This is a genomic window from Haloarcula amylovorans (assembly GCF_004681185.1).
GTDB classification, from domain to species: Archaea; Halobacteriota; Halobacteria; order Halobacteriales; family Haloarculaceae; genus Haloarcula; species Haloarcula amylovorans.
This window is the reverse complement of record NZ_SRIF01000009.1, coordinates 653-13,983: the sequence shown is the minus strand read 5'-3', so window position 1 is coordinate 13,983 and position 13,331 is coordinate 653. Positions and strand designations below refer to the sequence as shown.

Sequence of the window (13,331 nt, the reverse complement as noted above, 5' to 3'; positions counted from 1 at the left end):
AGGAGCGAGCACCAGATGTCGATGAACCGCAACACGCAATCACGGCGGCAGTTCCTCCGAGCGACGGTGGTAACGACTGGTGGCATCGCGCTCGCTGGCTGTTCGAACAGCGGTGGGTCGTCCACGGACGAGGGCGGCGAGTCCGGCGGTGACGGTGGCAGCGAACCGACGACCGAACAGAGCGGCGGCGGCGCGGCACAGACGAGCACGGTGGAGATGACCGACGAACTCGCGTTCGAACCGAAGACCATCGAGGTGTCGGCGGGAACGGAGGTCACCTGGAAGAACACCGGCAGTATCGGCCACACCGTGACCGCCTACGAGGGCAAGATTCCGGACGGTGCGGCGTACTTCGCCTCGGGCGACTTCGACAGCCAACAGGCGGCCAAAGACGGCTACAGCAACGGGCAGAAGGGCAACGTCCCGAAAGGCGAGAGCTACTCGCACACGTTCGAGACGAAGGGCACCTACGAGTACTACTGCATCCCCCACGAGATGAACGGGATGGTCGGCACGGTGGAGGTGGTGTAGATGAGCCCCGGTACCGACGAGAGCGAGCGCCGCAGTCCCGAAGCGGTAGTCGACGAGTACGAACAGCGACTGGAAAACGTACTGGCCGAGGTTGAGGAACCGGTCCCCGACGACGACGGGCCGACGCTCGAACTGGCCGGCCTGGAACTCGACCGGCGCGACTTCATGAAGACCGGCATCGCGGCCGGGGCGATGGGGGCAGTCGCCGGGTGTTCGAGCCTCTCGCCCGGCGGCGGGAGCGGTAGCGGACAGTCCGACTCGTCCGGGTCCGGCGTCGACCACCGGGTCGCACCGGGCGAGCACGACGAGTACTACGGCTTCTGGTCGGGCGGCCACTCCGGGGAACTGCGCGTCGTCGGCATTCCGTCGATGCGTGAACTGACCCGTATCCCGGTGTTCAACACCGACTGCGCGTCCGGCTACGGCTACGACGACGAGACGAGCGCGCTGTTAGAGGAGGGCGGCGGCTACACGTGGGGTGACAACCACCACCCGAACCTCTCGGAGACCGACGGCGACTACGACGGCGAGTACCTGTTCGTCAACGACAAAGCCAACGGCCGAATCGCCCGGGTGAACCTGAAGTACTTCGAGACGGACGCGATTCTGGACGTTCCGAACATGCAGGCCATTCACGGCTGTACTGTCCTCTCGCCGGACACGAAGTACGTCCTCGGCAACGGTGAGTTCCGCGCGCCAGTCCCCAACGACGGGACCGCCGTGAACGACCCCGACGCCTACGAGTCGCTGTTCGTCGCCGTCGACCCGGAGACGATGGAGACGAAGTGGCAGGTGTCCGTCGACGGCAACCTCGACATCGTCGACACGGGCAAGGAGGGGCGCTGGGCGATCGCGTCCTGTTACAACAGCGAGGAGGCCACCGATATCCAGGGGATGACCCGCGACGACCGAGACTACCTCAAGGCGTTCGACATCCCCGCCATCGAGAAGGCAGTCGAAAACGGGCAGTACGACCGGGAGGTCAACGGCGTCCCCATCGTCGACGGGACGATGTCTAGTCGCCTGAACAAAGGAGACCGTCCAATCGTCCAGTACGTGCCGACGCCGAAGAGTCCCCACTGCGTCGAAGTTGGTCCCGACGGCAAGTACGCCTTCATCGCGGGCAAACTGTCGCCGACGGTGACGATGCTCGACCTCGAAAAGCTCGGCTCGGTCTCCGACCCGGCGGACGCGGTCGTCGGGCGACCGAAGGTCGGCCTCGGCCCGTTGCACACTACCTTCGACGGCAACGGGCACGCCTACACGTCTCTCTTCATCGACTCGCAGGTCGCCAAGTGGGACATCGAGGCGGCCGTCGACGCCGAGAACGGCTCCGAGGACCCGGTCATCGAGAAGCTAGACGTCCACTACAACCCCGGCCACATCCAGGCACTGGAGGCGATGACCACCGACCCGGACGGCGAGTGGCTCGTCGTCCTGAACAAGCTCTCGAAGGACCGGTTCCTCCCGGTCGGCCCCATCATGCCCGACAACGACCAGCTCGTCCACATCGGCCAGGGCGAGAAAGAGATGGAACTGGTCGCCGACCACCCGGCCTACCCAGAACCGCACGACTGCGTCTTCGCGCACAAAGACAAGATTTCACCCAAGAAGGTCTACGACAAGGCCGATTACGCCGACGAGAAGCCCTACGTCGAGGAGAAAGACTCCGGCGTCGAACGCACCGGCGAGTCCTCGGTCCACGTCAAGGCCTCGACCAAGCGCTCCGAGTACGGTCTGCCGGAGTTCACGGTCAAAGAGGGCGACGAGGTGCGCCTGACGATGACCAACATCGAGGGCGTGCAGGACATCATCCACGGCGTCGCCATCCCGGAACACGACGTCAATCTCGCCGTCGCGCCCCAGGACACCCGCGAGGTCACCTTCACCGCAGACGACCCCGGCGTCTACTGGATCTACTGTACGTACTTCTGCTCGGCGCTGCACCTGGAGATGCGCAGTCGCATGATCGTCGAGCCGAGCGAGTGAGCACCCCGAGGACTCCGAAGACCCGACGCACCGTGTCGCCGACCGATTCCGTTTCGCCTGCACCGAACTGCCCATGAACCTGCCATCACGCTCCGAGTTCCGCGAGGTCCGCCGCGGCCTGCCAGCGCTCGCCGCGCTGCTGTTCGCGGGGGCGCTGCTGTTCCCGATGTGGCACATCCACATCGAGGCGGTCCAGTACCCCCAGACGGTACTGCACCTCGAACTGTACGCGTACCCGCATATCGCCGGCGACTACACCGAGGTCGCGCGGCTCAACCACTACATCGGGTTCTACTACCCGGACCCGGTGTACTGGCAACCGAACTACGCCCCGCACCCGCGAGCTATCGACGTTCCCGAGTGGTCCGTCGGACCGTTCGCGTTCGTCGGCGTGTCGCTGCTCGCCGTCTTCGTCGCCGTCGCGCCGACCGCGGCGAAGCTCAAGCGGGGGTTGACGTGGCAACTCGTCGGTTCCGTCGCGGTGTTCGGCGTCATGCTCGCCGACATTCAGTACCGTCTCTACCAGTCGGGCCACACGCTCGACCCCGACGCCCCGGTCATGGGCGTCGACGGCTTCACGCCGCCGCTGTGGGGAAAGTACGAGGTGGCGAACATCACGAGCACCTCCCACTTCGGCGCGGGCGGATTCATGGCTGGCGCGGCCATCGCGCTGCTCGTAATCGCCTACTACTACCGCGATACGACGGTGACGGTCGGCGACCTGCCCAGTCGGGTCGCCGCTCGCCTCCGCGCCGTCCGAGAGCGTGTGCTCGGTAGGGACGATCCGACTGAGACGCCGCCGGCACGGAGTGAGCGATGAGTCCGGCGCTCGAACGTGACCGTGCGTTCGCGCTGCTGTCGGCCGGCCTCCTGCTAGTCACGCTCGTCGCGGCGGGGACGGCGACCGGCAGCGCGCCGACGGACGGCGACGAGACCCGCATTGGCATCGAACTACCCAATATCGAGGAGAACCCCGAACTGCCTCAAGATGAGGGCATGGCCCGCGTCGGCGGGGAGCGATACGATAGCGTCGCCGCCGCGCTGAACACGGCGCGGCCGGGCGACACCGTCCACCTCGACGGTCGGTTCGAGGAGCGCGTCGTCGTCGACACGCCGAACGTGACGCTCGTCGCCGACGGTCCCGACGCCGCGGTCCTCGACGGCAACGGGTCGGGAGACGTCCTCACCGTCGCGGCCGACGATGTCACCGTGCAGAACCTCTGGATCCGAAACTCCGGGTATCGCACCGAGAGCAACGACGCCGCCGTTCTCGTCGAGGGCGACGACCTCACGCTGCGCGACAGCCGAATCACCGAGGCGACGTTCGGCGTCTGGCTCGACGGCGTCGACGGCGCTCGCGTGACGAACAACACCATTCGCGGCCGCGAGCGAATCACGCCGCTGACCGACCGCGGCAACGGGGTTCAGATCTGGAAGACCGAGGACTCGCTCATAGCGGGCAACCGGATAACCGACGTCCGCGACGGTCTCTACTACTCGTGGGCCAGCGAGGTCGTCGCGCGGGAGAACGTCGTCTGGGACGTGCGCTACGGCGTCCACTACATGTACTCGGACGACAACCGACTGGTGAACAACACCGCCGCGAACAACGACGTGGGCTACGCGCTGATGGTGTCGAAGCGTCTGACCGTCGTCGACAACGTCGCCATCAACAACACCGGATCCAGCGGTCACGGCATCCTGCTCAAGAGCATCGACGAGACGACGGTTCGGGGGAACGACCTCGTGGGCAACGAGAACGGGCTGTTCCTCTATAACTCGCTGCACAACGACGTGCGGCGGAACCTGGTGCTGGAAAACGACGTGGGCGTCCACCTGACCGCGGGGAGCGTCGAAGAGCGCGTCTCGAACAACACATTTCTCCGCAACGGCGAGGCCGTGTGGGCCGTCGTCGGCGAGCGGGTGACGTGGAACGAGAGCGTCGGCAACTACTGGGGCGACGCGACAGTGACCGACGTCGACGACGACGGCGTCGGCGACGGCCGCTATAAACCCGCCGGTGCCGTCCAGCGCCTCCTCGCCGATCATCCGAGCGCGCGGGTCTTTACGTCCAGTCCGGCGTTCGACGCTGTCCGTCGCGCCGAGCGCACCGTTCCGCTCCTCGACGCGCCCGGCGTCGTCGACGAGCGACCGCTGACCGAGCCACTTCACGACGACTGGAGACGATACTATGTACGCAATTGAGGTCGAGAACGCACGAAAGGAGTACGGCACGGTGACGGCCCTCGACGGGCTTACCCTCCAGGTAGAGCGGGGAGAGACCGTCGGATTGCTCGGGACCAACGGGGCCGGGAAGACGACGCTGTTCGAACTGCTGGTCGGTCTGCGAAAGGCCGACAGCGGCTCCGTCAAGGTACTCGACCGCGATCCAACGGACGGGGTAACCACTCGGCAACGGGTGGGATACCTCCCCGAACACGCCGGGTTCCCCGACGAACTGACCGGCCGGGAAGTGCTGCGGTTCCACGCCCGGATGCGAGGTGTCGATGCCGAGCACCGCGACCACCGCATCGCGCGTGTCCTAGAGACCGTCGGACTGACCGATGCCGCCGACCGGCGGGTCGCGGGTTACTCGAACGGGATGGCGCGCCGTCTCGGACTGGGGACCGTTCTCGTCGCCGACCCGGCCATCCTCCTACTCGACGAGCCTACCGCGGGGCTCGACCCCTACGGCGTCGAGGCGTTCCACGACGTGCTCGGTGCAATCGCGTCGACCGCCGACGTCACCGTCGTCTTCTCCTCGCACGTCCTCGACGAGGTCGAAACGCTGTGTGACCGAGCGGCCGTCGTCCACGACGGTCGGGTCGTCGTCGACGGAGGTGTCGACGCGCTCAGGCGGCAGACGGACGAGAACGTCACCGTCCACGCGACGCTGGGAAGCGACGGAGACGCGGACTCGGCGGCCGAGCGTCTCCGGTCCCGCGACGACGTCGAATACGTGACCGAGGATGACACCGAGTTGATCGTCGAGTGTATTTCGACGCGGGCCTTTGCCGTCCTTGATGAGCTACACGAGAGCGTCGATGTCGAGCGGTTCACCGTCCGAGATCCGGGACTGGAATCGGCGTTTCGGGCTGCCGTGGCTGAACGGAGGGCGAACGCGTGACCGAACCGACGCGGCCGGACGACGCCGAGACGGACGGTGGCTACGTCCGCGAGTCGCCGGCGCTGAGCGGCGGTATGGCGAACGGAATCTGGGACACGCTCGATAAGACGTGGGTGCTGGCAGCCCGCGAGTATCGACTGGCGATGCGGCGACGGTGGTGCCTGGGCGCGACGCTCGTCTTCGCCGCCTTCTCGGTCGGCGTCGTGGCTTTCGGGGCTTCCACCGCGGGCCCGGGCCAGTTCGATGCTGTATTGGTGAGCCTCGTCGAACTCGGCGTCTATCTCGTCCCGCTGGTCGCGCTGTCGGTCGGCTACGACGCCATCGTCGGGGCCGAAGCGAACGGATCGCTAGCGCTCGTCAGGTCGCTCCCCGCTCCCGCCTGGACCGTCGTCGTCGGAAAGTATGCCGGTCGAGCCGGTGCACTCGCCGGGTCGCTGCTCGTCGGCTTCGCGCCCGGACTCGCGCTGGTGGTCGTTTTGACCGGTCCGGCCGCCATTGGTCCGTACGCCGTCGTCGTGCTCGCGGCGCTGCTCGCGGCCTGTGGGTTCCTCGCAATCGGCCTGCTGGTCTCGACAGTCGCCCGCGAGCGAACACACGCATTGGGGTTCGCGCTGGCTGTCTGGCTCTGGTTCGTCCTGCTCCACGACCTGCTCGCGCTGGGCACCATTGCGGCGCTAGACCTGTCGAAGACGGGTGTCGTCGTCGCCGTCCTGACGAACCCGGTGGACTGCTTCCGCGTGCTGGCGCTGGCCCAGTTCGCCGACCTCGCGGGCGGGTTCGCCGTGGTCGTTCGCGAGGCGGGGCTGTCGACAGCGCTCACGCTCGTAACAGCCCTCACATGGGTCGCAGGCCCAGTCGCGCTCGCCGCGTGGCTACTGGAGCGGCGGTAACTCCCGACTTGATCCCAGTCGTGAGACTGGCCGTCTTACTGCATTCTACTACTGCGGAGACTGTCTTGGGTGATGGACTTCCTTGCTAAGTATCGCACTGTGTGTATTCTCGGTGCGATGGCTATTGGTGTAGGTCTCGGGTTTGTTGCTCCCGTCGGTACCCCAACTCAGTCAGGATGTCCATCACGTTGAAATTGGACTCATCGCAATGATGTATTCGCCCATCGTGACAGCCGACAAGACGCTGACGTTATTGAAGAAGGAAACAGGGACCGGGTAGTACAGCCCTCAGTATGGGTTCGCGTGATATCTAAGTAGCATCGCTGCCGGAAGTCGACGGAGCTCGGCTGTAGTGTTGGGTGTAGTCCGCGTCTGTGGAGGAGACGTGCAGTTCAAGGTCGCCATCGTCGGAGGCAGAGAAATCGAACGAAAACGACCCGTACGTCATCATCTGCGCGAAATGCGCCGACACCGACGACGAACTAACCATCGTCCCACACCTCTTCGAAGACGATAACAAACTGCACCCATAGCCTGTGTAGTCTCAACTCACAAACTCCAACAGTAGTTGAGACTGGCCATCTCAATGCATATGGATGGGCAGGTCAAGATATTCCCAAAGAGTTCTGGGTAGATCAACTGCTCACTGTGTCTGCATACTACTCGTATCTATTCTCTGGCAACTACGTCCTAACCAATACGAATTTACAGACTCGCCGACAATCTCGGTTATGGAGTTGCGAAAGTTGGTCTCCGATTACCTTCCAAACGCGGTAGTTGCTGCAACCATATTCACAATCTACAACACCTACACTGGCGATATTGCTGACCCAGTCACGATTGGTGTCGAGTTCCTCTTCTACGTTATTGCAATCTTTATTGGGTTTATAGTTATCACTCCAATTTTGAATAAGGCACTCGATAGCGTTAGAACATGAATGGCCTGTACTGAGCAGTCAGACTAATACTTGAACGTCCCGTAATCAGCATTCCTCCGTGCCCTCGATATGTGAGTCTCGCCGCACCGCCTTCCGCCAGATCGCCCAGCAATCCTACGTTGAATGGCCAACGTACGAATCTAGCCCACTGTCCGACCGCTCATCCCTTCCCGTGCTGGAATCGGACGTCCGCCACGTCGCGGAAACGTGGTTCAATCAGGACGAACACGAAAGCGTTGAGGCATTCGTCCACGCAGTGCCGCTTGCATACGTCCAGTTCGATGCCCACGACCGATACGCAGGCTCGACTAGCTACGAGATATCTCGTCGAGGACCTCCGTGCTGCGGGAGTGATCGACGTTATCCCAGAGGAGCAGCTGCTCGCCCACTCGCCGTCGGGAGAAGTGTTCGAGTCGAACCAAGCGCTCGCGTACTTCCACGCGGGCTGGACGGCTGCGAAGGCACGGAACGACGAGTAGTTCCCGGCCGGCGATTTTCTGCCCTCCGGGGGGTGGTGCGGGGGCGCACCCGAGAGTGCGTCTCGATACAGACCAATGGCGACAATCCAAACTGACCTTCCCAACGCAGCGGCGTCTAGCCAGCACAATACTTGCACCTTCGACGATTCGGACACCCGAGCCGACGACATGCGCGACCAGCTCGATGCGTGGGTCGAGGACCTCGCCGAGCTGACCGATGAGGCTCAGGCTAGCGAACAGTTCCAGCAGTGGCTGGAGGTCCAGTCAAAGCTCCAGATTTCTCGGCAAAATCCCCATTCAGAGCCTCGCCGGGTTGATCTGTCGACCGACTAGAACGAGGCTCCCGAGCAACAGCACGACAGCGATTGGCAACAGGAACTGGAACGCAGTCACGATGATGCCCGATGCTTGGATTCCGAGGACGATGAGGACGACGGGTCCACAGCAGGCGGTTCCCGACAGAACCGCCGGAATGCTCGCGAGGAATCCGGACGACGAGGACCCGATTCCGCAGGCTGCGGGCTGACGCCACACGAGATACGTAAGACCGAGGTTTAGACCGACCAGGCTGGCGATACCGAGACCTAAGACCGTGTTGAGCGAAAACAAGTAGGTCACCGGGCCGACTGACACGCGAGCGACGGGAGTGAACGAAAACGGGCCGAGTTCCGGTTGGAAAAATTTCTCGAGGGCCCCAGAGACGACAATAATGTCGAATCCGCCGATACCCGGTGCCAGATGCCCAAGTGCGTAGAGGTAGATCAAGAGATAACCGACTGCCGTCCCGACGACGACGAGCGTCGCATCAGGATGCCGGAATACTGCTGCTGTGGCTGCAATCGTTCGGGAGACGGCAGCCCCGAGCCGCCCGAGAGGGGAGTTGTTAGGCGTAGACATTGGTATCTGGGTAGTACCCGTGCCAGGCGAACCACATCGCATCGAACGTATAGATTCTCGTGAGCGGCAAGGTATCCGGTTCGTACGAGGAATCTCCAACCAACACCTTGTTACCGTCGCTTGTGACTGTCCGTTCGTCAGGGTTCAGATAGACGTACCCGGTATTCAGGCGTTGGTCGGCGACTGCGACAATCGGTGTCTCGCTCAGTTCGCCCGTCAGGATATGCTTTTCGAGGAGCGTGGATTTGTCGAAGGCGACGGCCCCGTCAGCAGTCCGGGCACCCATGAAGACGCGTTTCCGGCTGAACCGGTCGTCTTCCTCGAGCGTTTCGAAGAGCGTGTTCTCATTGGTATAGTATCCACTGCGTGGGTTGTACGAGCCGTACGGGTCTCTACCGTAGTTTTTTGCGAAGCCCGTCTCAGTTGAGAGGACTTGCGTCTCGGGATAGCGCTCGCGCCACTGCTTCCAGGTCGTCCATACGAGTCTGAACTCCCGTAACGAGCGGATTTCGGGATTCGAGTTCCACGGGCCGGGTATCGACGTGGCGAGAATCTGTGGCCACCAGGCCTCTGTTGCCCGATCGTACATGACGAGATTGTTATTGATCAGACGGCCAGAAACACCGAAGGTCGTCTGCCCGCGCTCGAACCCTTGAACGGTCCCGGTGAGTGGACAGTACGTTACTGCGACGGAGCGGTCACCGAGGTGGTCGTTGACTATCTCGTGTTGGACGAGGATTTTCTGTGGGTATGCCTTGACATCACCGTTCAGTGCAACACCGAATACAGGATCGCCGGGATCGAGAAAATCGGCATCATCAGGTCCGACGAACGAGGGGTCGTCGATGGATGGAATCCCGTCTTTGGGCGGGCCGCCCGAAACCGCGAGCGATTCGAGTTCACTGGGTTCCATCGGTAATTTCAGCGTCTCTTCGGCAGTTGGGACGGCTCCGTCAGCGACTGACGTTGATCCGGCATCACTCAACCCCTCTGTCGTGGCCGGTTCTCTCTCCGAATTACGGTCTGCGTCGCTGGTACAGCCAGCGAGTGCACTGAGCCCGGCTACTGCGACGAACTGGCGTCGGGTGAATTCCATTAACGGATAGAACGGATGATAGAGAATTAACGGTTGACCGGTTGTGTGCCTCTCTCACACATGCTAATTAGTTCCCTTCGAATTATGAGATATTGTTCTCAATACGCCTCCTTTCCATCGTTGTTGGCTCTAACCGAAGCATAAATCAATTTTGTATAAACCTTGACTAATTGTGCGTGCCCTACGCGAGACTACAGTAGAATAAATACCACTTCTGAACTACCCCTCGCCGTGTTACGAATATCTGGCTATAGAGACCCATCGAGCCAATGATGGATGAAAAAGCCGGTACCCGACGACGCTTTCTCGCCGCTTTGTCTACGACACCCCTCCTCGCCGGTTGCCTCGGTAGCAACCAGAACGGGGCTACGAACGATAGGCAGAGCTCCACCACTGAGAACCAGGACACTGCTGATCAATCCCCAGAGACACCACTCGCTCATATCGCTGCAAAGGGAGTGGCCGACGAACCGACGCTCGGGCCCGACATCGGGGAGGGCGAGGCGACGATTATCGCCTTCGAAGACCCGTCTTGTCACGCTTGTCAGAGCTTCGAAAGAGCCTATAATTCCATCCCCCTCTATATCTAGTTCCTGAAGGCCCAGATCGCTAGTACGCAGTGCAAGGTCTAGGTCACAGGGTAAGATACCAACTACAGTCCACCGGACATGGGATGTCCACTCCGGTATCGATCCGGAGCCGAAAGAGCGGGAAGCACCTTTCTGTCTCCCCCGTGTAGTAACCGTATGTTAGCGATGGGCCGACCAGACAAGCGATGGAGTATGGCCGCTCGGGTCCAGCGGATCGGCGTAACTCCACCACACGCACGCGAGGAGTCCTCTCCTTGTCGCCGCGAGATCGGCCTTCGTCAGGACTACGTCCGACTGGATGCGGAAGGTGAGGTATCGTACCACGAGGCTACTCGGATATCTCGTCGAGCACAACCGTGAGTCAAAACACCGACCGGCTGAACGACGCGGTAGAGCGGGTCGTCGAGCCGGTGATCGTGGCCGACGACCCGTGTACGCACATCATGGCGCTCCACTTCGACCCCCGTACCGCCCACGACCACGGCGTCATCAGGTGTATCGTAAGCCGGGAAGGGAGCGTCGATGTCTCGGGATTCGTTGACCGCAGCCAGGTCTCCCTCGTCGAGCGGAAGACGCCGTACGAGGCCGATATGGGACCGGAGATCGCGATACAGGGCGCCAAAGAGGTCGTGAGCGATCTTAGGGAGCACAAGATGTGCGAGTTCCTAGGATTTGAGGACCCGAACCTGTGGTGTGACCTGGAAAACGAGACGCTACACTACTACTGTACGATCCCGTTTCGCGACCGCAACACCGGGAACCTCGCCCTCTATCTCGGCCATGCAGAAGGCGACAGCGTGGACTCGCTAACCATGACGGAACCAGTCCTCTCCCCGGAACGGAGCGTCCACTCCGGTGCGAAGGAAGTAGCCATCGCCCCCCGGTCGAGCGCGGGGCACCGTTACAACCTAGTCGAGTCCCAGGACACGGTCGAGAATACGTCGTACTCCGTTCTGCGGACAGCCGTCGCGCCGGATCTGAGCGGCCCCTGGGAGTACAGGGAGATCGCGTACCACCCGGCGCACAATCCCCACGACTGGTGTGCCGGTCACGTCTCGCCCGCACCGCTGTTGCCCCGGTCGTTCGTGGACGTCGGCGACAACAGACGGGTAGGACTGCTAAACGGGCGCGAAGAGAACCGTCGTGTCGACGGCCAGACCGTGTTCGGGTCCTTTTCGGTCGGGCTCATGGTCTACAACTACGAGGATGGAATCGTGGAGTGGGTCTCCGAGGAACCGCTCGTCAGCGACCCCGACGCGGAGACGATCACCTTCGCCAGCGCATTCTGGCAGATCTCCCCGGACCGCGGCGTGCTGTACGCACATGTCGACGATTCGTACGTCCGGGCCTACCACCTCGACGCGGACCACCTCGTGTCTCGTGTTCCCAATCAAGTGCTGACGGAGGACCGCTCGTGACGCGTCGCGACGCCTCGTTTCCGTCACGAGCGGAAGTATGATCGTTAGTGGCACTGCCTGTATTGGTGCCGGCTTCGTGTTTGGTGGGCCCCTGGTCGTCTCATCCCGTTCCTGTTGATGTGGGGGTTCGTCATCGTCGCCGACTCCGCGCAGTTCTCAGCGGCCGTCTCTGAACTCGCCGAGGACAGTTACGTCGGGTCAGCCCTGACGCTACAGACTGCCATCGGCTTTCTATTCATCGTGGGGTCGATCCAAATCACGCCGATTATCGCCGGTGCCGTTGGCTGGCAATGGGCCTTTGCACCACTGGTTATCGGACCGGTCGTTGGGACTGTTGCAATGCTGTGGCTCAGACGGCTTCCCGAGGCAACTGCACTGGCTGGCGGTCGTGGGTGACCCTCCACTTTCGCGCTGTGGGGATGACTCTATTATACGACAACCATTCAAGCGCTTTCGCGTACGATTGATACAGACCAGAGCGGTAAGAATCACTCTGGATTATATTCGTATACTGGTTCTGAGACGGGAGCAGCTGTTCTGACCGTCAGAACGTGATGACTTCGTAGCCGTCGTCGACGAGCGAGCGGATACTGGGATGCCCGTCGTGATCGTCGAGCCGAACCACTCCGGAATCGTTCACTGCATCGTCGACACCGAATGCTCCCGAGCAGTAATCACACACAGACGCATCATCTCTGACGGCTTGGTAGAGTTCGTGCTGTTCGCTGTCTGGGTCTTCGAGTTCGGGAATCCACTGGGTACCAGCACCATCGAAGATGAGTTCGACCTCATCGCCGTCGGTCTCAGCGAACTCCTTTGCTGTCTCGAGACCATTGACGATACGGCCCAGATTAGCATGCCCATCTGTTCCAGGCGTTCGACTTCTACTGGGATCCAACCGAAGACCGCCTTCGCTTCGACCCCCCAACGATTTCGGATGACTGGCGGGAGCGAGATGCGACTGAGTCGCTCGATTCGAGCACGGTTTCGATGATTGACGGTGAGCTGGACGACCTTGGCCGAACGGTACAGGGGGTATTGGAAGACTACCTCGAACGGACCGACGAAGCGTCTGACTATGGTTGGGGTGAGGAAACGTACGGCAAACGCGAGGAGTGATTCCAGTCACTTCAGCCTGCCCGACGGCGTCCGAGATACAGATTTTCTCTGTAGATAAGCAATCGCCCATGCTCCTCGATTACGGTCGGAACGTGCTGACTATGCGCTCCGTGTTCAGTACGACGCTCCGAATCTTGACGCAGTCTGATCGGATTCGCACTGGTCACCTCGCACACCTACTGACTAGCGTATTTTGCTTACCTGGCCCTGAAACGGAGGAATTCTATCAGTAACGGCTCTTTGAATAGGCCGTAGAT

At 61.8% G+C, this 13,331-nt stretch carries 14 protein-coding genes and 3 pseudogenes; 14 read left to right on the top strand and 3 right to left on the bottom strand.

All coding sequences use genetic code 11. The features are described from left to right. The first annotated feature begins 15 nt into the window (after positions 1 to 15). The 10 genes and pseudogenes from E4S61_RS20855 (at position 16) to E4S61_RS20810 (ending at position 8,287) form a co-directional block, all read left to right on the top strand. On the top strand, positions 16 to 531 hold the full coding sequence (locus tag E4S61_RS20855) for a plastocyanin/azurin family copper-binding protein (protein WP_394346464.1): 516 nt from the start codon (positions 16 to 18) through the stop codon (positions 529 to 531). Continuing rightward, positions 532 to 2,520 (top strand): TAT-dependent nitrous-oxide reductase, encoded by a 1,989-nt coding sequence (gene nosZ, locus E4S61_RS20850; RefSeq protein ID WP_135305856.1) that lies wholly within the window; start codon positions 532 to 534, stop codon positions 2,518 to 2,520. It begins immediately after the preceding gene. A 73-nt stretch (positions 2,521 to 2,593) separates the two neighbouring features. Next, positions 2,594 to 3,340: a hypothetical protein gene (locus E4S61_RS20845; protein WP_209309573.1), complete on the top strand. Its 747-nt coding sequence runs from the start codon at positions 2,594 to 2,596 to the stop codon at positions 3,338 to 3,340. Beyond that, positions 3,337 to 4,725, top strand: coding sequence for a nitrous oxide reductase family maturation protein NosD (nosD, locus tag E4S61_RS20840; protein ID WP_135305855.1), 1,389 nt, complete (start codon positions 3,337 to 3,339; stop codon positions 4,723 to 4,725). Before E4S61_RS20845 ends, nosD begins: the two co-directional genes overlap by 4 nt. Continuing rightward, a complete protein-coding gene (locus E4S61_RS20835) occupies positions 4,712 to 5,647 on the top strand; it encodes an ABC transporter ATP-binding protein (RefSeq protein ID WP_135305854.1) in 936 nt (311 codons plus the stop codon). Before nosD ends, E4S61_RS20835 begins: the two co-directional genes overlap by 14 nt. Further along, positions 5,644 to 6,537 carry an ABC transporter permease gene (locus E4S61_RS20830; RefSeq protein ID WP_135305853.1) on the top strand — a complete coding sequence of 298 codons (894 nt, stop codon included), beginning with the start codon at positions 5,644 to 5,646 and terminating at the stop codon, positions 6,535 to 6,537. Before E4S61_RS20835 ends, E4S61_RS20830 begins: the two co-directional genes overlap by 4 nt. A 72-nt stretch (positions 6,538 to 6,609) precedes the next feature. Continuing rightward, positions 6,610 to 6,775: pseudogene (locus tag E4S61_RS26365) on the top strand (ACR3 family arsenite efflux transporter); the annotation flags it as partial. Between the two features lie 493 nt (positions 6,776 to 7,268). After that, complete coding sequence (locus E4S61_RS20820; RefSeq protein ID WP_135305852.1) at positions 7,269 to 7,475, top strand: hypothetical protein; 207 nt, start codon at positions 7,269 to 7,271, stop codon at positions 7,473 to 7,475. Positions 7,476 to 7,756: 281 nt separating this feature from the next. Continuing rightward, positions 7,757 to 7,954: a hypothetical protein gene (locus tag E4S61_RS20815; protein ID WP_135305851.1), complete on the top strand. Its 198-nt coding sequence runs from the start codon at positions 7,757 to 7,759 to the stop codon at positions 7,952 to 7,954. Between the two features lie 75 nt (positions 7,955 to 8,029). After that, positions 8,030 to 8,287, top strand: a complete 258-nt coding sequence (locus tag E4S61_RS20810) for a hypothetical protein (RefSeq protein ID WP_245180888.1) — start codon at positions 8,030 to 8,032, stop codon at positions 8,285 to 8,287. Here the strand turns inward: E4S61_RS20810 and E4S61_RS20805 are convergent. Next, entirely contained in the window at positions 8,252 to 8,851 is a 600-nt protein-coding gene (locus E4S61_RS20805; protein ID WP_245180886.1) for a hypothetical protein, read from the bottom strand. The genes E4S61_RS20810 and E4S61_RS20805 overlap by 36 nt on opposite strands. Next, on the bottom strand, positions 8,838 to 9,947 hold the full coding sequence (locus E4S61_RS20800) for a DUF3179 domain-containing protein (RefSeq protein WP_135305850.1): 1,110 nt from the start codon (positions 9,945 to 9,947) through the stop codon (positions 8,838 to 8,840). The genes E4S61_RS20805 and E4S61_RS20800 overlap by 14 nt, the downstream gene beginning before the upstream one ends. A gap of 269 nt (positions 9,948 to 10,216) precedes the next feature. Between E4S61_RS20800 and E4S61_RS20795 the strand changes: the two genes are divergently transcribed. The 3 genes and pseudogenes from E4S61_RS20795 to E4S61_RS20785 all read left to right on the top strand — a co-directional run. Next, complete coding sequence (locus E4S61_RS20795) at positions 10,217 to 10,537, top strand: hypothetical protein (RefSeq protein WP_135305849.1); 321 nt, start codon at positions 10,217 to 10,219, stop codon at positions 10,535 to 10,537. Between the two features lie 356 nt (positions 10,538 to 10,893). Then, on the top strand, positions 10,894 to 11,955 hold the full coding sequence (locus E4S61_RS20790; RefSeq protein ID WP_135305848.1) for a hypothetical protein: 1,062 nt from the start codon (positions 10,894 to 10,896) through the stop codon (positions 11,953 to 11,955). Positions 11,956 to 11,974: 19 nt separating this feature from the next. Continuing rightward, positions 11,975 to 12,351, top strand: a pseudogene (locus tag E4S61_RS20785) (MFS transporter); the annotation flags it as partial. A gap of 148 nt (positions 12,352 to 12,499) precedes the next feature. On the opposite strand, the gene E4S61_RS20780 reads toward E4S61_RS20785, so the two are convergent. After that, a complete protein-coding gene (locus E4S61_RS20780; protein ID WP_135305847.1) occupies positions 12,500 to 12,853 on the bottom strand; it encodes a DsrE family protein in 354 nt (117 codons plus the stop codon). Here E4S61_RS20780 and E4S61_RS26845 point away from each other — a divergent pair. Next, a pseudogene (locus E4S61_RS26845) lies at positions 12,820 to 13,074 on the top strand (hypothetical protein); the annotation flags it as partial. The gene E4S61_RS20780 and the pseudogene E4S61_RS26845 sit on opposite strands and share 34 nt — an antisense overlap. Positions 13,075 to 13,331 lie beyond the last annotated feature (257 nt).

Bases quoted from the DNA above. Each gene is read 5' to 3' on its own strand.
- E4S61_RS20855 (WP_394346464.1), top strand. From the start codon at position 16: ATGTCGATGAACCGCAACACGCAATCACGGCGGCAGTTCCTCCGAGCG.
- nosZ (WP_135305856.1), top strand. From the start codon at position 532: ATGAGCCCCGGTACCGACGAGAGCGAGCGCCGCAGTCCCGAAGCGGTA.
- E4S61_RS20845 (WP_209309573.1), top strand. From the start codon at position 2,594: ATGAACCTGCCATCACGCTCCGAGTTCCGCGAGGTCCGCCGCGGCCTG.
- nosD (WP_135305855.1), top strand. From the start codon at position 3,337: ATGAGTCCGGCGCTCGAACGTGACCGTGCGTTCGCGCTGCTGTCGGCC.
- E4S61_RS20835 (WP_135305854.1), top strand. From the start codon at position 4,712: ATGTACGCAATTGAGGTCGAGAACGCACGAAAGGAGTACGGCACGGTG.
- E4S61_RS20820 (WP_135305852.1), top strand. From the start codon at position 7,269: ATGGAGTTGCGAAAGTTGGTCTCCGATTACCTTCCAAACGCGGTAGTT.
- E4S61_RS20815 (WP_135305851.1), top strand. From the start codon at position 7,757: ATGCCCACGACCGATACGCAGGCTCGACTAGCTACGAGATATCTCGTC.
- E4S61_RS20810 (WP_245180888.1), top strand. From the start codon at position 8,030: ATGGCGACAATCCAAACTGACCTTCCCAACGCAGCGGCGTCTAGCCAG.
- E4S61_RS20805 (WP_245180886.1), bottom strand. From the start codon at position 8,851: ATGTCTACGCCTAACAACTCCCCTCTCGGGCGGCTCGGGGCTGCCGTC.
- E4S61_RS20800 (WP_135305850.1), bottom strand. From the start codon at position 9,947: ATGGAATTCACCCGACGCCAGTTCGTCGCAGTAGCCGGGCTCAGTGCA.
- E4S61_RS20795 (WP_135305849.1), top strand. From the start codon at position 10,217: ATGATGGATGAAAAAGCCGGTACCCGACGACGCTTTCTCGCCGCTTTG.